Below are 17,853 nucleotides of genomic sequence, written 5' to 3'. Positions count from 1 at the left end.
CGCTACTTGCGGCGCAGGAAGCGCCGGGAGCGCTGGTCCGGATTCTTCGGCTCCTCGTCGAGGTTCAGCTCCAGCGGCGCCACGTCGTCGTCGAACAGCATGTCCCGCGCCCGCTGCCGCTGCCCCGGTACGCCCCCACGGTCGCCCCCGGACCACGGGCCGGCAGCAGCCGGCGCGACGTTGGACCGGCGCTCAGAGGTGAACTCGCCGCTCGGGTCACTCTCGAACCCTGATGTCGGATCGGTCGCCCAGGCCGGCCGCCCGGAACCACCGGCCCGCTCGCCACCGGACCGGTCGAACCCTCCCGCCCGGTCAGCTGCCGACGAGCTGGACGCGGCCGTCCAGTCGGACCCGGCAAGCCGGTCGGACGCGCCAGGCCGGTCGGACGCGGCCGTCCAGTCGGACCCGGCAAGCCGGTCGGACGCGCCAGGCCGGTCGGACGCGGCTGGCCGGCGGCCGGCCCCGCGGTCCCAGGCCGTCGTCGCCCCGGACGCCCAGTCGTCGTCCGCCGCCGCAAACCTGTCATCCGCTGGGCGCTCCGCCCCTGACCGATCGCCGCCGAACCGATCGCCGCCGGTGCGGTCATCGAAGGAGCGGTCGGCCGGGGATTCGTCCGCGGACGATGCGGCCGCTGCCTGCTGCCCCTTTCGTCCCTTACCAGCCTTGGAACGCCCGAACAGCGAGCGCTTCGGCTTCTCCGGCTGCGCGGCCGGCTGCTCGTCGACGGCGCCTGCCGCACTCGACGCCGTGCTCGACGCCGCGGCGGCGTCCCACCAGGCAGCCTCGTCCGCGGCGGGAGCCGCGCCCCAGGAATTCGGCTGTGGCTGCTCAGTAGAGCCACCCCACCGCCGCTCCTCCCGCGAATCCCCTACTCGCGGGTCTCCGGCCCGCGGATCTCCGGCCCGCGGGTCTCCCCACGACGGCTCGACTCGCGAGGCCTCGGCACGGGCGGCGTCGACGCGGGCCTGGTTCGACCAGGTGGACTCGGCGCGAGACGGCGACCCGCCCGCGAACCTCGAACGCGCCGTCTCGGATGTCGTGTCGCCCCGAGACGCCGTATCGCCCCGATAGGACACCGGATCCGAACTGGCCGCGGACGGCCCTCCAGAGCCGAAACCGCCCGCGACAGGATCACCGGAGCGAGGGCCGCCGAAGGCCGGATCGCCCGAGCGGCCGCCAGAGGCCAGATCCCCGAAGCGGTCGCCGAAGGCCGGATCGCCGGAGCGGGAGTCGGCGAAGGTCGAATCGGCTTGGCGGGAGCTGCCGTAGGACAGGTCGTCCGCGCGGGAGCCGGCGGAGGGCAGGTCGCTCGGACGAGGGCCGCCGGAGAACGGACCACCCGACAGCGAGCCGTCCGAAAACGCGCTCTCAGAGCGGCGGCCTTCGGGAAACGAGCCGTCAGAGCGGCGACCGTCAGAGCCACGGCCGTCGGAGAACGAGCTGTCGAAGCGGCGGCCGTCGGAGAACGGGCTGCCCGAGGTCGGGACACCGGACGTGGGGGCGCCCGAAGTCGGGACGCCTGACGTCGGGGCACTGGACACGGGGTGGTCGGCGGAGTTGTGGTCGGGGTCGCCGTGCTGCTGACGGCGGCGCATCGCGCGGGCCTCCGGGTCGGCCTCCCAGGAACGGCGAAGCTCCAGAGGCTCGGCGACAAGCTCGGGCTTCTCGCCCTCGAAGAGGCCGCCGGTCCAGGCGGGGCGCTCAGCGGGCCGGCGTGCGGGGCTCTCGCCGGCGGCGGCACCGAAGCGGCCGGTGTCCGCCGGCGGACGGCCGGGCCGGTCGAAGTCCGACGTCCTTGCCGGGTCCGCGGTCCGGCCACCGAAGCCGGACGTCCCGCCATGGTCCGCGGCCCGGCCACCAGCGTCCGCAGTCCGGCCACCGAAGTCCGTGGTCCGGCCGCCGAAGTCTGTGGCGCCGCTGCCGGAGTCCGGCTGCCGGGCCCGGTCCGCTGACCTGCCGACCGGCTCCGAGGACCAGCTGCGCTCGGTGGTGCGGCCGCCGGGCAGCGGGGTCTCGCCGCGGTCCGTGGGGCGGGGGCCCGGGTCGGACGACCAGTCGCGGGACGCGGGCCGGGCGCCCGCGTCCGGTGACCAGCTGCGGTCCGGTGGCGGGGCGTCGAAACGGTCGGCGGGCGAGCCGTGGCGGTCGGAGCCGGCGGAGCCGGTGAGTGACGAGGCGCCGGGCGCGGTGGTGGAGGGCGTGTCGAGGGAGAACGCGGAGCCGTCGAGCGAGAACCCGAACCTGTCGGGGTCGCTGGCGAGGCGGTCGAACTCCGACATCAGCGACGCGAACCGGTCCTGTGGCGCGTCCGCCGCATCCCCGGCCGGCGAACCGCCCGGCGCCGACGACCCGGACAGTGAAGACGACGACGAAGACGAAGAAGACGACGCGGACGAAGACGAACCGGAGCTCGACCAGGAGGACGTGGACGACGAAGGCGGCGCAGGCCACTCAGCCGGCGGCGGCGAGGACGGCCGGGACGACGAGGAACGCTCGCCGGCCGAGGCCGTGAACGTGTCCGCGCCTCGCGCGGGTCGGTCCGTGCGCCAGTCGGCCACGGGCTCGTCGTCAGGCTCGGCCCGCCGCCGGCCGACCCGCCGGGGTGCCTCCTCGACCGGCTCCGGAGTCTCGTCCAGGCCGGACGACCACGAGGGCCGGACGTCGGCGGCATCGTCGGACGACGTGAACCGGTCACCGCCGGACGAAGATCCGGTATGCGCGGGCGGGTCCAGGGAGGCCCGGATCGACGACCAGCGGTCGTCCGAATCGCCGCTGCCGAAGTCGTCCAGCGTCAGCCGGTCGTCACGCGGCGCGGGGTCGTGGGAGCCCGGGTCAGCGTCCGAGTCCGCGGCCCAGGCGGCCAGCTTGTTGGCCGACTCACTGTCCCAGGAGCCGACCAGCTCGCGGGTGGCCCTGGACTCCCAGGAGTCGCTGACGGGGCCGATCGGGTCGGCGTCGGGGTCGCGGCGGCCGTACCGGTCGCGGGGCGTGCCGTCTTCATCGAAGTCGCCGTCGCGACGGCCGGTGGGGATGTCGTCCTCCTGGGCAGACGGGGAACCGGGGGCGGGGCCGTCCCACCGGTCGTCGGCGCGGGCCGTGTCGCCGCCGCCGGTGGATCGGCCGAAGCGGCCGCGGGTGAGACGGCCGCGCAGCGAGGCGGGCTCGGCGCCGGCCGGGCCGTCGGTGGCGGCGGCCGCCGCGAAGGCCGCGTCGGCCACGGTGAGCGAGGCGTCGGCCGGGGCGGCGGGCACGGGTGCGGGCCGGGCGAAGGAGCGCGCCAGCGGCGACGGCTCGGGCAGCTTGTTGCCCGACGCGATCACCAGCAGGCGCTCCATGACGGAAAGTTCCACGCGGTAGGGCTCGGCCGCCAGCCATCGACCGGCCGCCTCGACCATCTCGTGGGCGTGGACGAGGTGCAGGTGCTCGCCGGGGGCGACGGAGATGACGAGGTCCTCGCTGACGTCACCGCGGGAGGGTGCGACGACGAGATAGCCGCGGACCGAGCCGCCGACCTTGCCGAGCTGCTCGCGCCAGGTGTGCACCTCGGCGGCGAGGCCGTCGACGTCCTCGGAGCCGGGGACGAAGAGGCGGCCGCCGCGCAGCACCTGGCCGGAGGGGTCCATGGTGAACTCGCCGTGCGGCCACACCGTCGGCAGGAACAGCGCGACGCGCCGGCCGGCGACGACGAGGTGGGTGCAGCCGCCCTCGCCGAGGGCGAAGAACCGGGCCGAGGGCAGCGCCTCGAGCTCCTTGAGCCGGGGCAGGTGGTCGTCGGGCTCGCCCCACCAGCGGCGGCCGCTGACCGCCTCGTCGATGGCGGCGCGGGACAGCCGGCGGGCGTCGAGCAGCAGGGCGGACAGGAACGCGCCGATGAGCGGCACGTCGAACGCCAGGTTGCCGCCGATGAATTTCAGCAGGCCGAGGAAATCGGTCCAGCCGCCGGGCAGCCAGGTGCGGGTCGCGGCACCCCAGGTGACCGCGCCGACGGCCGCGGCAAGGATCGCGAAGAGCGGGAAGCCACGCAGCGTGAGCACGAGCACACCGGCGAGCGCCAGGATCGCGGCGGCGCTCCAGAGGAAGCTGAGCTCCATGACGCCCCAGCCGGCGACGGCAAGGGCGAGCAGCGTGGCGGCGAGGAGGAGGGCGCCCGCGAGCACACCGGTCGGGCGGACGCCGACCCGGCGGCTGCTCTTGACGCCGGAGTGCCACGAGTTGCCGGTCAAGTCCCAGCCTCCAGGCAGATCCATACAATTCGACGCGAACCGCCGCGATCGCCGGCACGCCGCCAGGTCGCGATCACGTCGAACACGGCACCGAGCGTAACCCCGTGCGTCGTGCCGAGCGAGAGGCGCCCGGCCCGATCGTGATCCCCCACCGGGCCAGTATGCCTGGACCCACCGGCAAGAAGCAGTTCCACGAAAGGTGCGAGACTTGTCCGGTGACCACCAGTACCAAGCGCCCCACCGTCCGGTTCCGCCGCAGCGCGGCACTCGCCGTGGCGGCCGGCATCGCCACCGTCGGCGCCATCCCGCTGCTCGCCGGGGGCGCCTGGTTCCTGCCCGTCCTGCTCGTGCCGATCGCGATCGCGGTCTGGGCGTGGCGGGCCGGCACCGACGTCGACGGCGACGGGTTCACCGTGCGCGCGCTGCTGGGCAGCCGCCGGGTGCCGTGGGCCGCCGTCGACGGCCTCGTCTCGCAGGACGGCGCCGTGCAGGCCCGCCTGGCCAACGGTCACTTCGTGAAGCTCGACGCGGTCCGCCCCACCGATCTGGAGAGGGTCACCGCGTTCGCCGGCCAGGATCAGTAGCCGTCGACCACCACGTTGATCAGCGGCTCACCGGCGGCGAACCGGCGCACCTGGTCGCCTGCCAGCGCGTAGGCCCGGCGCAGCAGCCCCCGTACCGAACCCGCGACATGCGGCGTGATCAGCACGTTCGGCAGGTCCCACAGGCGGTGTGCCGCCGGCAGCGGCTCGGGCTCGGTCACGTCGGTGGCGTAGCCGAGGCGCCCGGACGCCGCCTCGGCCAGGATCGCGCCGGTGTCCACGACGGGTCCCCGGGCCGCGTTGACCAGTAGCGCCCCGTCCGGCATCGCGGCCAGGAACGAGGCCGACACCAGGCCGGTCGTGGCCGGGGTGAGCGGGACCAGGACCACCACCACGTCGGCGGACGGCAGCAGCGACGGCAGGTCCTCGATGCCGTGCACGCCCTCCGCCGGCCGGGCGCGCCGGGCCACCGAGGTGACGGTGACCTCGAAGGGCGCCAGCCGGGCCGCGACCGCGGCGCCGATCGAGCCGGCCCCGACGATCAGGATCCGCTTGCCCGCCAGTTCGTCCGTCTGCCGGTACGCCCACTGCCGCCCGGTGCGCACGAAGTGCGGGAAGTCGCGCAGGTACGCCAGGATCGCGGCGAGGACCCACTCCGACGTGGAGGAGTCGTGCACCCCGCGCGCGTCGCACAGCTGCACGCCGGGCCCCAGCCGCCCCGCCCAACGGTCTGCACCGGCGCTCATGAGCTGCACGACCTTGAGGCTCGGCATGGCCGCGGCCCGGCCGACCACGTCCTGCGGGGCGAGGAACGGCGGCACCCAGAAGTCGGTGTCGTCGGGGGCGGTGGTGACCGAGACGGAGACCTCGTCCGGCACCGGGCCGAGCAGGGACAGCCCGGCCTCGTCCGGGATGCAAACCTTCACCGGAGCACAGTAGCCACCGCGGCCACCGGCCCGGCATGAGCATCTCTGTACCGGACCTCGACGAAGTCCTGGAACTTCCCGGCCGCCAGGTGGCTCCTCTTGCACGAGTCGGCACGACCGTCGCGCAGGCGGACGCCTCGCCGGCAAAGGTTGAAAGGAAGATGATGTCCGGCAACGCTAGTCTTGGCCGGGTGAGCGCCCGGACCTACCCGAAGAGCCTGACGGCCGCGAAGAGCGTGGCGGCGTCCGCCGCGGCGATGCTGGCCCTCGCGGGCTGCTCGTTCGGCCCCCCGCCGCCCGACGAGCTGGGCTCGCCGCCGAAGCTGTCGCCGTACCCGACCGCCTCCACCTCCGGCAGCCAGGAGGACGGCCAGACGCAGGTTGCCACGAACGTGCTGGCCAAGGGACTCGCCGTGCCGTGGGGCATCGCGTTCCTGCCGGACGGCACCGCGCTGGTCACCGAGCGCGACAGTAGGAAGATCCTGAAGGTCGGCAAGGAGTCCACGTCCGACGGCCGCGCGGTGACGACCGCGCAGACGATCAACGAGGTGGTGCCGGGCGGTGAGGGGGGCCTGATGGGCATCGCCGTGTCACCGACGTACGACACCGACCAGACGGTGTTCATCTACTACACCGCGAAGGACGACAACCGGGTCGCGAAGCTCACCCTCGGCTCGGCGCCCGTGCCGATCCTGACCGGCATCCCGAAGTCGTCGATCCACAACGGCGGCCAGATCCACTTCGGCCCTGACGGCATGCTCTACGTGTCGACCGGCGACGCGGCGAAGCCGGAGAACGCACCGGACCTCACCAGCCTCGCCGGCAAGATCCTGCGCGTCCAGCCCGACGGCAAGCCGGCCCCCGGTAACCCGTTCGGTACCGCCGTGTACAGCTTCGGACATCGCAACGTGCAAGGCTTCGCCTGGGACAAGAACAAGCGGATGTACGCCGTGGAGTTCGGCTCGGGCGAATGGGACGAGATCAACGTGATCGAGGCGGGCAAGAACTACGGCTGGCCGACGCATGAGGGCAAGGGCGGCGACGCGAAGTTCGTCGACCCCATCCAGGTGTTCAAGACGTCCGAGGCGTCGTGCTCGGGCCTGGCCGCCATGGAGGGATACCTCATCACCTCCTGCCTGAAGGGCGCCCGGCTGTACGTGCTGCAGCTCACCGAACAGGGTGGGATCCTCGGCGCGCCGAGCCCGCTGCTGAAGGACGCGCACGGCCGGCTGCGGGCGGCGGTGGTGGCGCCGGACAACAGCATCTGGGTCTCCACCTCCAACAAGGACGGCCGCGGCAACCCGAAGGCCGACGACGACAAGCTCCTGCGGATCGTGATCAGCAACGTGGGCGGAGCCGGCAAGAGTTGACCTCGCCGTTTCACCGGCGGGCCGCCGTGGCCGCCCGCCGGATCCAGCGCCGGGCGATCGTGATGGCGGCCGGGCGGCGGCACCGTCCGTTCCGCCCGGCCCCCCGCTGGAAGCGCGTCCGGCAGGTGCTGCACGGCGTCCTGCTCGCCGTCGTCGCGCTCGTCGGCATGCTGCTCGGCGTCGCGCTCGGCGGGCACACGACCCAGGACATCGGCCCGTTCCAGGCGCAGCTGTCGCTGACGCCGTCGCTGCACGGCGACACGTCGGTGGAGATCCCGCCGCTGGGCTCGCTGGAGCTGGACAGCCATGACGGCCCCGCCCACCTGCAGATCCGCCTGGAGTCGCTGGACGAGGCCCGGACCAGGGCGGTCGTCGCCGGGGGCGGCAACCTGGAGCAGGTCAGCCACGACGCCGTCGACCAGCTCAACCTGGGCGTACGCCGGCTGGCGCTGCAGACCGCCGGCTCCGGGCTGCTGGGCGCGATGATCCTCGTCGGGCTGGCGTTCCGGGCCCGGCGCGACACGGCGATCGCCGGGCTCGTGGTCGTCGCGGTGCTCGCCTCGGTCGGCGGTGCGACCGCGCTGTCGTTCAAGCCCGCGGCGATCCAGGAGCCGACGTACCGCGGCCTGCTGGTCAACGCGCCCGCCATCATCGGTGACGCCCGCCGGATCTCCGACCGCTACGAGGAGTACCGCGCGCAGCTGCAGAAGATCGTGCTCAACGTGTCGAAGCTGTACGGCACGATCTCGGCGCTGCCGGTGTACGAGCCGAACACCAGCACGACGAAGGTGCTGCACATCTCCGACATGCACCTCAACCCGGCGGCGTGGGGCGTGGTGCGCACCGTCGCCGACCAGTTCAGTGTCGACATCGTCGTGGACACCGGCGACATCAACGACTGGGGCAGTGAGCCGGAGTCCTCGTACGTCGGGGAGATCAGCAAGCTGCGGGTGCCCTACCTGTACGTGCGCGGCAACCACGACTCGGCGATCACCGCGGCGGCGGTAGCGAAACAGCCGAACGCCACGGTGCTGGACAACTCGATCGTCACCGTCGAGGGGCTGACGTTCGCCGGGATCGGCGACCCGCGCTTCACCCCGGACAAGTCGACCGACGCCACCGACGCCGAGCAGCACGCCGCGGTCGTCAGCTCCGGTGAGCGGCTCGCCGACAAGATCCTGGCCAACCCGAAGCCGGTCGACGTCGCCCTGGTGCACGACCCGTTGGCCGCGCAGCCGCTCGCCGGGATCTGCCCGCTGGTGCTGGCCGGGCACCGGCACGCCCGCTCGATCACCCGGCTGGACCCGGTCACCCGGCTGGGCACGAACGTCCCGGTCGTGCTGCCGTCCGACGGCGCGTCCCCACCGGCCCAGCAGGAGCGCACGCTGCTGATGGTGGAGGGTTCGACCGGTGGCGCCGGGTTGCGTGGGCTGGAGAGCGCCAAGCCGCTGCCGCTCGCACTGTCGATCCTGTACTTCGACGAGGACCGGCACCTGTCCGCGTACGACGACATCCAGGTGGGCGGGACCGGCCTGACCGAGGTGTCGCTGCAGCGGCACATCGTGGCCGCCGACAAGGCGGCGCCGGCACCGTCGGTCTCCGCGGTGCCGACGCCGTCGCCGGTGAGCCCCTCGGTTACGACAAGCGGGCGATGACCAGCTCGCGGACCGTCTTGGCGTCCGCCTTGCCGCCGGTGGCCTTCATGACCGCGCCGACCAGTGCGCCGGCCGCGGCGACCTTGCCGTCGCGGACCTTCGCGGCGATGTCGGGGTTGGCCGCGATGGCCTCGTCGACCGCCTTCGTCAGCGCGCCCTCGTCGGAGACGACCTCCAGGCCGCGCGCCGCGACGACCTCGGCGGGCGTGCCCTCACCGGCGATGACGCCCTCGAGGACCACCCGGGCCAGCTTGTCGTTGATCTTGCCGGCGTCGACGAGCCCCTGCAGCTGCGCGACCGCCTCCGGGCTGACGCCGAGCGCGTCGAGCTCGGTGTCGGTCTCGTTGGCGTGCCGGGCCAGCTCCCCCAGCCACCACTTGCGGGCCGCGGCGGCCGTGGCGCCGGCGGCGACCGTCGCCTCGATCAGCTCCCACGCGCCGGCGTTGAGCACGGACTGCATGTCGAGGTTGGAGAAGCCCCACTCGGCCTGCTGCCGCTGCCGGCGGACCCGGGGCAGCTCGGGCAGGGCGGCCTTGAGCTCCGTGATCCACTCCGCCGCCGGGGCGAGCGGCACCAGGTCCGGCTCCGGGAAGTACCGGTAGTCGGTCGCCGTCTCCTTGCTGCGGCCGGACGTGGTCTCGCCGGTGTTCTCGTGGAAGTGCCGCGTCTCCTGGATGATCGTCCCGCCGGACTCCAGTACCCCGGCCTGCCGGATGATCTCGGAGCGGACGGCCCGCTCGACGCTGCGCAGCGAGTTGACGTTCTTCGTCTCGGTCCGCGTGCCCCACTCCTCGCCGGGCCGGTTCAGCGACGTGTTGACGTCGCAGCGCATCGAGCCCTGCTCCATGCGGACGTCCGAGACGCCCAGCGAACGGATGACGTCGCGCAGCTCCGTCACATAGGCCTTGGCGATCTGCGGTGCCCGGGCGCCGGTGCCCGGCACGGGCTTGGTCACGATCTCCACGAGCGGGATGCCGGCCCGGTTGTAGTCCACCAGGGACTCGGTCGCGCCGTGGATACGCCCGGTGGCGCCGCCCACGTGCAGCGTCTTGCCGGTGTCCTCCTCCAGGTGGACCCGCTCGATGCCGATGCGGACCAGCTCGCCGTCGACCTCGACCTCCAGGTAGCCGTCGACGCACAGCGGCTCGTCGTACTGGCTGATCTGGAAGTTCTTCGGCATGTCCGGGTAGAAGTAGTTCTTGCGGGCGAACCGGCCCCACGGCGCGATCGAGCAGTTGAGCACCAGCCCGATGCGGATGGTCGCCTCGATCGCGGCGCGGTTGGCGACCGGCAGCGCGCCGGGCAGCCCGAGGCACACCGGGCACACCTGGGTGTTGGGCTCGGCGCCGAAGTCGGTCGGGCAGCCGCAGAACATCTTGGTGTTGGTGCCGAGCTCGACGTGGGTCTCCAGGCCGATGACCGGCTCGAAGCGGGCCACCGCCTCGTCATACGACAGCTGGGTCACGGTGCTCATCTAACGCCTACTTTCAGCCTCTGGTGTATCCACGCGCGGCATTGGGTATCACCAGTCCACCTGGAGAGGAGAAACGTCATGCCGGTGCAGTTTCGGAAGAGCAAGAAGTTCGGCCCGTTCATTTTCCACTTCACCCAGGACGGTTTCTCGTCCTGGAGTTTCAAGCTGGGCCCCTGGTCGTGGAACTCGCGTAGCAAGAAGAACCGCGTCGACCTTCCCGGCCCGTTCTCGTGGCGCCAGGGCAGCCGGGGCTGACGGTTTTTCTTGAGGGGGCGGGTGGTGCCCGCCCCCTCAAGTCTGCCTACAGTGCGGGCGGGGTGAGCGGCGGCAGCGCCGACTCCAGGGCCGCGGCGACCCGGTACATCCGGTCGTCGGCCATCGTCGGCGCCATGATCTGCAGCCCCACCGGCAGGCCCTCGGACAGTCCGGACGGCACCGAGATCGCGGGTCCGCCGTAGAGGTTCGACGGGATCGTGTACAGGTCCGCCAGATACATCTGGTACGGGTCGGACGTGCGCGACCCGAGCGGGAACGCCACGAACGGCGTGGTCGGCGCGACCAGCACGTCGGACGCCTCGAAGGCCTTCTCGAAGTCCCGGGTGATCAGCGTGCGCACCTTCTGCGCCTGCCCGTAGTAGGCGTCGTAGTAGCCCGCGGACAGTGCGTAGGTGCCCAGGATGATCCGGCGCTTGACCTCCGGGCCGAAGCCCGCCTCGCGGGTCAGCTGCATGACCTCCTCGAGCGACCGGTTGCCGTCGTCGCCGCTGCGCAGCCCGAACCGGACCCCGTCGAAACGGGCCAGGTTGGACGAGCACTCGCTCGGTGCGATCAGGTAGTACGCCGGCAGCGCGAACTTGAAGCTCGGGCACGACACCTCGACGACCTCGGCGCCCAGCTTGACCAGTGCGTCGACCGACTCGCGGTAGGCGGCGGCGACGCCGGGCTCGGCACCCTCGCCGGCGAACTCCTTGACCAGGCCGAGCCGGACCCCGCTGAGGTCGCCGGTCGCGCCGAGCCGGGCCGCGGCCACGACGTCGGGCACCGGCTGCGGGATCGACGTCGAGTCGCGCGGGTCGTGGCCGCCGATGATCGCGTGCAGCAGCGCCGCGTCCTCGACGGTCCGGGCGCACGGCCCGGGGGTGTCCAGCGAGCTGGAGAACGCGATCAGCCCGTAGCGAGACGTGCCCCCGTACGTCGGCTTCGCGCCGACGGTGCCGGTGACCGCGGCCGGCTGGCGGATCGAGCCGCCGGTGTCGGTGCCGATCGCCAGGGGTGCCTCGTAGGCGGCGACGGCGGCGGCCGAGCCACCACCGGACCCGCCCGGGATGCGGGTGGTGTCCCACGGGTTGTACGTCGGGCCATAGGCCGAGTACTCGGTGGAGGAGCCCATCGCGAACTCGTCCATGTTGGTCTTGCCGAGCATGACCAGCCCGGCCTCGCGCATCCGGGTGGTGATCGTCGCGTCGTACGGCGGGCGCCAGCCCTCGAGGATCTTCGACCCCGCGGTCGTCGGCACGCCCTTGGTGGTGATCACGTCCTTGACCGCGATCGGCACCCCGGCGAGCGGGCCGACCTCGTCGCCCTTGGCGCGGGCGTCGTCGACCTTCTTCGCGTCGGCGAGCGCGCCGGCCCGGTCGACGTGCAGGAACGCGTGGACCTTGCCCTCGACCGCGTCGATGCGGTCCAGGTGCGCGGTGGCGACCTCGACCGCGGAGAGCTCCTTCGCGGCGAGCTTGCGGCCGAGCTCGGCCGCGGTCAGCTTGGTGACGTCAGACATCGCTCAGGCCTCCTCGTCCAGGATCCGCGGGACGCGGAAGCGGTTCTCCTCGGCGTCGGGCGCACCTGACAGCGCCTCTTCGCGCGTCAGGCCCGGCACGACCACGTCGTCGCGGAACACGTTGGTCAGCGGCACGGAGTGCGACGTCGGCGGCACGTCGACCGCGGCGACCTCGCCCACCTGGGCAACGGCCTGCAAGATCACGTCGAGCTGCCCGGCGAAGGTGTCAAGCTCGTCATCGGTGACTGCAAGCCGCGCGAGGCGCGCGAGATGCGCCACCTCCTCGCGGGAAATGGTGGCCATGGGCGCAATGCTCCTTCAACTGTCGGCTCGACGCAGTCTATTTCGTCCGCGTCAGTTGCTGTGCGCGACGGTCGACCGCCGGTGCCGCGTCAGCCAGTCGAGGAAGCGCTCCGGCGGCATCGGACGGGCGAAATACCAGCCCTGGGCCAGGTCGCAGCCCGCCTCGACGAGCATCCGCCAGGTGCGCTCGTCCTCGACGCCCTCGGCCACGATCCGCAGTCCGAGCGCCCGCGCCAGGTCGATCATGGACCGCACGATCGCCGCGTCGTCGGGGTCGCTCGCCACCCCCTGCACGAACGACCGGTCGATCTTCACCTCTTTGAGCGGCAGCCTGCGCAGGTGCAACATTGAGGAGTACCCGGTGCCGAAGTCGTCAAGCGCGATCGCGATCCCGAGCCGCTCCAGCCGCGCGAGCGTCGCCAGGACCCGCCGCGGGTCCGCCATCAGCGCGCTCTCCGTGATCTCCAGCTCCAGCCGCTCCGGCTCGATCCCCGTCTGCCGCAGCTTCGCGGCGATCCGGTCGGCGATCTCGCCGGTGTGCAGGTCCCGCACGCTCACGTTGACCGCGACCCGGACCCGCCCGGCGGCCTCGCCCCACGCGGCGAGCTGGTCGACCACCTCGTCGATCACCCGGAACGTCAGCAGCCGCATCACCGAGCTGTGCTCGGCGACCTTGATCAGCTCCTCCGGGTCGACCGGCCCCCGCTCGGGGTGCTGCCAGCGCAGCAGCGCCTCCAGCCCGACGACCTCGCCGGTCGCCAGCTCCACCTGCGGCTGGTAGTACAGCGCGATGCTCTTGTCCTGGGGGTTCTCCAGCGCCTTGCGCAGGTCCGCGAGCAGGCTGAGCCGCTCCGGGGAGTTGTGGTCCGCCTCGGGCGCGTAGACGGCGAGGTTGTCGCCGCGGCCCTTCGCGTCGTACATGGCGACGTCGGCGTGCTGCATCAGCTCGGCGAAGTCGGTGCCGTGCTCCGGGTACACCGCGACACCCACCGACCCGCCGACGTCGATCGGCAGCCCGTCGAGCAGCACCGGCTCCCGCAACACGTCCATGATGTTCTCCGCGTGCGCCCTGGCATCGGCGACGTCACGCAGGTGCGGCACGACGACCGCGAACTCGTCGCCGCCCAGCCGCCCGACCTCCGCGTCGGCGCGCTCCTTGAGCCGCCGCGCCACCTCGACCAGCAGCCGGTCCCCTACGCCGTGCCCGAGCGAGTCGTTGACCTGCTTGAACCCGTCGAGGTCGAGCAGCAGCAGCGCCAGCCGCCGCGCCGGGTCCTGGTTCGCCGCCAGCTCCGCGTGCTCCTGCAGCCGGTTCGCGACGGCCCGCTCCAGGCCCGCGCGGTTCGCCAGCCCCGTCAGCGGGTCCCGCCGCGCCTCCCGCGCCCGCTGCGCCGACAGGACGCTCATCCGGCGCACCGCGTACAGCGTCACCAGCGCCAACGGGATGATCAGCACGTCGACCGCCGCGGCCGCGACCAGCCCGGGCGCCGCCAGCAGCAGCGCGCCGGTGGCCAGCGCGTCCATCTGCACCGCCCGCACGAACCGCGCCCGCCACCCCTTGCCGAACCGCAGCCACACCGCGGTCGACACGAGCAGGTTGTTGACCACGAACCACGCCACGGCGGCCATGACGATCCAGCCCGCGTGATGCGAGCGCCGCACGATCAGGTCGGCCACCGCGAACGAGACGAAGTACTGCGCGGCGTTGAACGCGGCCCGCCACAAGGTGTGCCGCAACCAGCCCGCGGTGATCGCCACCGCCGCCAGCTGCACCAGCACCGCGGGCGCGAACCCGAACGCCAGCATGATCGCGAACGTGAAGCACACCGACGGGAACGTCACCAGCGTGTCGTCCCCGCCCACCTGCACGAACGGCTTGGTGTCGGCGACCACGGCACAGCCGGCGAGGATCCAGAACGCCGCCGGCAGGCTCTGCGGAAACCCACCCGGCAGGTGCACGACCAGCAGCGCCGCCCCGGTGCCGACCACCACCGCCACGTACGCGAAGAACCGATGAGCATGCCGAGGCGGTGCAATGTTGCGCAGCGCGCTCTGCTCCATCCACTCCCCCCGCTCGGGTGCAACCGCCCCCTCCGTCGAGACGCCATGCGAGCCTGCACCCTGAACGGCCACCAAAACCGGAAAGGATGCTGAATCGATGCACAAAACGCCCGCCATTCGTCCGACCGGGCGACGATCTCCCCGTCCCTCCTCCTGATACTCCCAACTGAGTAACCATTCCCGGACGTTCCGTCACACCATTCCTGTCACGTTCCGCATTCCTTTCCTGACGGAAAGAAGTTGAAGCGGTACCGATCGACGCCGGCCCATGACCGGCCCGGCGTCAAACGGCGACTCCCAGCGGACCGGCAAGCCAGCCGCTCACCGGCGAGCCCGCCGCGCATGCGCGTGACCGGGCAGGGCACTACCCGGTGGATCGCTGTGCGCCGGCCAACAGGGATCCACCGGGTTGTACCCGCGGCCCGGACCGAGCGCCATGAGCATGCGGGGGAGCCATCGTTCGCGACGACCACCCCGCAAAGGTCCGCCGGCCCGGCGACCGGCCGGCGAGTCGTTCAGCAACGAGCCCAGCACTGTGACCCGAGAAGTCGCGCAGCAGCTCCCAGGTGGGTCGGGCGATAGGAAGCACCGGACGGGCCGGACGTCTGTGAAGCCGAGGGATCAGGCGCCGGCTCCCGCATGGCCCGCAATCGGAGGCTCGCCAGTTGGTGGGGCAACCACGAAACCGAGGAATCGGACGGCACCCCCCGGTAGGCCACAACGAGCACGAGGCCCGCCGACGAGCCTGCCCCGCGAAACCGCCGAGTCCGGCAGCGGCCCCCGGGCCGACCCGACGACACGAGACTTCCCAACGGCGCCCCGCAACCGCATACCCAGCCGTCACACGCCGACTACCGGGCTAGCTGACGGCACGAAGAACACCACCGAACACCGCGGACGAGCCCAGCAACCACAAGCCGAGCAACAGACGCAAACCCGCCGGCGATCCAACGACACGACACTCGCCAACCGCCGCCACACCACCGCAGGCGCCGGCTCCCGAGCTGACCGACGGCACGAAAGAGCACCACCGAGCACCGCGGACGAGCCCAGCAACCGCGAAACCCCAACAGCCGAACAACGACTCGAACCGCAGCAATCGCGCGCCGGCTCCCGGGCTCGCTAACGGCACGAGCAATACCAACGCACACCGCGTCCGCCGAGCCTCGGGCAACCGCGAGACCGAGCAGCCCGGCCGCGACCCCGCGCAGGCACGAGAGCACGGGACTCTCCGGCGGACGCGGCCCGGCGAGGCCGGCCACCGTCCAACCGAGGAGTCACGCCGCACCCCGCCCCCATGCATCAGTCGACGGGCGGCCTTTCCGGCGGCGTCGTGGTCGCAGAACCGAGGGTCAGGCGGCAGGCTCGGCGGCAGACTCGGCGACGGCAGACTCTGCGGCCGCGGCGGTGGGCTCATCGGTGGGCTGGGCGAGGGCGCGGGCGGCGTCCGGCCCCTCGGTAAGGAGGACCTCGAAGGCGGCCTCGTCAAGGATCGGTACCTTCAGGGTGGCGGCCTTGTCGGCCTTGGAGCCCGGGGACTCGCCCACCACGACGAAGGCGGTCTTCTTCGACACGGAGCCGGAGACCTTGCCGCCTCGGGAGGTGATGGCCTCGGTGGCCTGGTCGCGGGAGTAGCGCTCGAGCGAGCCGGTGACGACGACCGTGACGCCGTCGAGGGGGCGGGGGCCGGAGGCGACCCGATCCTCGACCATGCGGACGCCGGCGGCGGCCCAGCGTTCGACGATCTCGCGGTGCCATTCGACGGTGAACCAGTCGTGGACGGCGCGGGCGATCGTGGGGCCGACGCCCTCGACGGCGGCGAGCTCCTCGGGAGTGGCCTTGGCGATGGTCTCCAGCGAGCCGATGGCGTTGGCCAGGGCCTGGGCGGCGGTCGGGCCGACGTGGCGGATGGACAGCGCGACGATGACCCGCCACAGGGGCCGCGCCTTGACCTCCTGGAGGTTGGCGAGCAGCTGGTGGGCGGTGCTGCTGAGCGAGCCGTCCTTGTTGACGAAGAAGGGGGCCTTGGCGAGCTTGTCGGCATCGATGTCGAAGAGCTCGGCCTCGTTGGTGATGACGGACCCGAGCAGGGCGGCGGCGGACTTCCAGCCGAGGGCCTCGATGTCCAGGGCGCTGCGGCTGGCGAGGGCGAAGAGCCGCTCGCGCAGCTGCGCCGGGCAGGAACGGGCGTTGGGGCAGCGGATGTCGACGTCGCTCTCCTTCTCGGGAGCCAGCGACGTGCCGCAGGCCGGGCAGTGCGCCGGCATGACGAAGGCCACCTCGGTGCCGTCGCGGCGGTCGGCGACCGGGCCGAGGACCTCGGGGATGACCTCGCCGGCGCGGCGGATGACGACCGTGTCGCCGATGAGGACGCCCTTGCGCACGACCTCCTGCGCGTTGTGCAGGGTGGCCTGCTCGACGGTGACGCCGCCGACGAAGACGGGCTCCATCACGGCATACGGGGTGACGCGGCCGGTCCGCCCGACGTTGACCTCGATGCTGAGCAGCTTGGTCATCGCCTCCTCGGGCGGGTATTTGAAGGCGATCGCCCAGCGGGGCGCCTTGCTGGTGGAGCCGAGGCGGCGCTGGATGGACATCTGGTCGACCTTGACCACGACGCCGTCGATCTCGTGCTCGATGGTGTGGCGGCGGTCGCCGTAGTCGGCGATGTAGGACCGCACGCCGGCGAGGTCGTCGAAGACCCTCCAGCGCTCCGAGGTCGGCAGGCCCCAGGCGTGCATCAGCTCATAGGCCTCGGACTGGCTCGCCGGGTTGAACCCCTCGCGGGCGCCGAAGCCGTGCACCAGCATGCGCATCGGGCGGGACGCGGTGATGCGCGGGTCCTTCTGGCGCAGGCTGCCGCTGGCGGCGTTGCGCGGGTTGGCGAACGGGCGCTCCGCGGCGGCGACCTGGGCGGCGTTGACCTCCTCGAAGCCGGCGAGGGTGAAGAACACCTCGCCGCGGACCTCGAGCAGGTCGGGCACGTCGGTGCCGGTGAGGCGCTCCGGGACGTCGGCGATGGTGCGCACGTTGAGTGTGACGTCCTCACCGGTGCGGCCGTCGCCGCGGGTGGCGGCGCGGACCAGGCGGCCGCCCTCATAGGTGAGGTTGACGGCGAGGCCGTCGATCTTCAGCTCGCACAGGTAGCGCGGCTGGCTGCCGGCGTCGCGCTCGGTGCGCTGGGCCCAGGCGGCGAGCTCGTCGTCGTCGAGCGCATTGTCGAGGCTGAGCATGCGCTCGGCGTGCTGGACGGCGGCGAAGTCGGTGGAGAACGTGCCCCCGACGCGCTGGCTGGGCGAGTCGGGGGTGACGAGCGCGGGGAACTCGGCCTCGATCGCCTCGAGCTCGCGCATGAGCCGGTCATAGATCGAGTCGTCGACGGCCGGCGACTGCAGGATGTAATACCGATATTGATGCTCGTCCAGCTCGCGGGACAGCTCGCTGTGCCGCTCACGCGCTTCGAGGGTGGGCTCGGTCCCTGCGTCGTTCATGCCCCGAACTTACCGCCCGGGTACGACAAAA

Annotated in this window: 11 protein-coding genes; 4 read left to right on the top strand and 7 right to left on the bottom strand. The window is 72.4% G+C overall.

The window, feature by feature from the left end; all coding sequences use genetic code 11:
- Positions 1-2 precede the first annotated feature (2 nt).
- On the bottom strand, positions 3-4,247 hold the full coding sequence (locus AB0H83_RS00145; protein ID WP_360084291.1) for a hypothetical protein: 4,245 nt from the start codon (positions 4,245-4,247) through the stop codon (positions 3-5).
- Positions 4,248-4,438: 191 nt separating this feature from the next.
- On the opposite strand from AB0H83_RS00145, the gene AB0H83_RS00140 reads away from it, so the two are divergent.
- Positions 4,439-4,807: a PH domain-containing protein gene (locus tag AB0H83_RS00140; protein WP_360084288.1), complete on the top strand. Its 369-nt coding sequence runs from the start codon at positions 4,439-4,441 to the stop codon at positions 4,805-4,807.
- Here the strand turns inward: AB0H83_RS00140 and AB0H83_RS00135 are convergent.
- The gene (locus AB0H83_RS00135; RefSeq protein WP_360084285.1) at positions 4,801-5,691 is read right to left on the bottom strand and encodes a 2-hydroxyacid dehydrogenase; all 891 of its coding nucleotides are present in this window, start codon (positions 5,689-5,691) and stop codon (positions 4,801-4,803) included. The two genes, AB0H83_RS00140 and AB0H83_RS00135, sit on opposite strands and share 7 nt — an antisense overlap.
- 257 nt (positions 5,692-5,948) lie before the next feature.
- Here AB0H83_RS00135 and AB0H83_RS00130 point away from each other — a divergent pair, with 257 nt between their 5' ends.
- Both AB0H83_RS00130 and AB0H83_RS00125 read left to right on the top strand, forming a co-directional pair.
- A complete protein-coding gene (locus AB0H83_RS00130; protein ID WP_360085511.1) occupies positions 5,949-7,061 on the top strand; it encodes a PQQ-dependent sugar dehydrogenase in 1,113 nt (370 codons plus the stop codon).
- Positions 7,058-8,716 (top strand): metallophosphoesterase, encoded by a 1,659-nt coding sequence (locus AB0H83_RS00125; RefSeq protein ID WP_360084282.1) that lies wholly within the window; start codon positions 7,058-7,060, stop codon positions 8,714-8,716. The genes AB0H83_RS00130 and AB0H83_RS00125 overlap by 4 nt, the downstream gene beginning before the upstream one ends.
- On the opposite strand, the gene gatB is transcribed toward AB0H83_RS00125, so the two are convergent.
- Positions 8,697-10,190 (bottom strand): Asp-tRNA(Asn)/Glu-tRNA(Gln) amidotransferase subunit GatB, encoded by a 1,494-nt coding sequence (gatB, locus tag AB0H83_RS00120; protein ID WP_360084279.1) that lies wholly within the window; start codon positions 10,188-10,190, stop codon positions 8,697-8,699. The two genes, AB0H83_RS00125 and gatB, sit on opposite strands and share 20 nt — an antisense overlap.
- 78 nt (positions 10,191-10,268) lie before the next feature.
- Here gatB and AB0H83_RS00115 point away from each other — a divergent pair, with 78 nt between their 5' ends.
- Entirely contained in the window at positions 10,269-10,445 is a 177-nt protein-coding gene (locus AB0H83_RS00115) for a DUF4236 domain-containing protein (RefSeq protein WP_081971544.1), read from the top strand.
- A 46-nt stretch (positions 10,446-10,491) separates the two neighbouring features.
- Here the strand turns inward: AB0H83_RS00115 and gatA are convergent, their stop codons facing one another.
- The 4 genes from gatA to ligA form a co-directional block, all read right to left on the bottom strand.
- Complete coding sequence (gene gatA, locus AB0H83_RS00110; protein WP_360084274.1) at positions 10,492-11,967, bottom strand: Asp-tRNA(Asn)/Glu-tRNA(Gln) amidotransferase subunit GatA; 1,476 nt, start codon at positions 11,965-11,967, stop codon at positions 10,492-10,494.
- A 3-nt stretch (positions 11,968-11,970) separates the two neighbouring features.
- Entirely contained in the window at positions 11,971-12,270 is a 300-nt protein-coding gene (gene gatC, locus AB0H83_RS00105; RefSeq protein WP_344508144.1) for an Asp-tRNA(Asn)/Glu-tRNA(Gln) amidotransferase subunit GatC, read from the bottom strand.
- Between the two features lie 51 nt (positions 12,271-12,321).
- A complete protein-coding gene (locus tag AB0H83_RS00100) occupies positions 12,322-14,331 on the bottom strand; it encodes an EAL domain-containing protein (RefSeq protein ID WP_360084270.1) in 2,010 nt (669 codons plus the stop codon).
- A gap of 1,352 nt (positions 14,332-15,683) precedes the next feature.
- Positions 15,684-17,822, bottom strand: coding sequence for an NAD-dependent DNA ligase LigA (gene ligA / locus AB0H83_RS00095; RefSeq protein ID WP_360084267.1), 2,139 nt, complete (start codon positions 17,820-17,822; stop codon positions 15,684-15,686).
- Between the last annotated feature and the right edge of the window lie 31 nt (positions 17,823-17,853).

The sequence above is a fragment of the Dactylosporangium sp. NPDC050688 genome (assembly GCF_040654515.1).
In the GTDB taxonomy this organism is placed as follows: domain Bacteria; phylum Actinomycetota; class Actinomycetes; order Mycobacteriales; family Micromonosporaceae; genus Dactylosporangium.
Note: the sequence above shows the minus strand (reverse complement) of the source record. Positions and strands in the feature narration are given on the sequence as shown.

Bases quoted from the DNA above. Each gene is read 5' to 3' on its own strand.
- AB0H83_RS00100 (WP_360084270.1), bottom strand. From the start codon at position 14,331: ATGGAGCAGAGCGCGCTGCGCAACATTGCACCGCCTCGGCATGCTCAT.
- gatA (WP_360084274.1), bottom strand. From the start codon at position 11,967: ATGTCTGACGTCACCAAGCTGACCGCGGCCGAGCTCGGCCGCAAGCTC.
- AB0H83_RS00115 (WP_081971544.1), top strand. From the start codon at position 10,269: ATGCCGGTGCAGTTTCGGAAGAGCAAGAAGTTCGGCCCGTTCATTTTC.
- AB0H83_RS00130 (WP_360085511.1), top strand. From the start codon at position 5,949: ATGCTGGCCCTCGCGGGCTGCTCGTTCGGCCCCCCGCCGCCCGACGAG.
- gatC (WP_344508144.1), bottom strand. From the start codon at position 12,270: ATGGCCACCATTTCCCGCGAGGAGGTGGCGCATCTCGCGCGCCTCGCG.
- gatB (WP_360084279.1), bottom strand. From the start codon at position 10,190: ATGAGCACCGTGACCCAGCTGTCGTATGACGAGGCGGTGGCCCGCTTC.
- AB0H83_RS00145 (WP_360084291.1), bottom strand. From the start codon at position 4,247: ATGGATCTGCCTGGAGGCTGGGACTTGACCGGCAACTCGTGGCACTCC.
- ligA (WP_360084267.1), bottom strand. From the start codon at position 17,822: ATGAACGACGCAGGGACCGAGCCCACCCTCGAAGCGCGTGAGCGGCAC.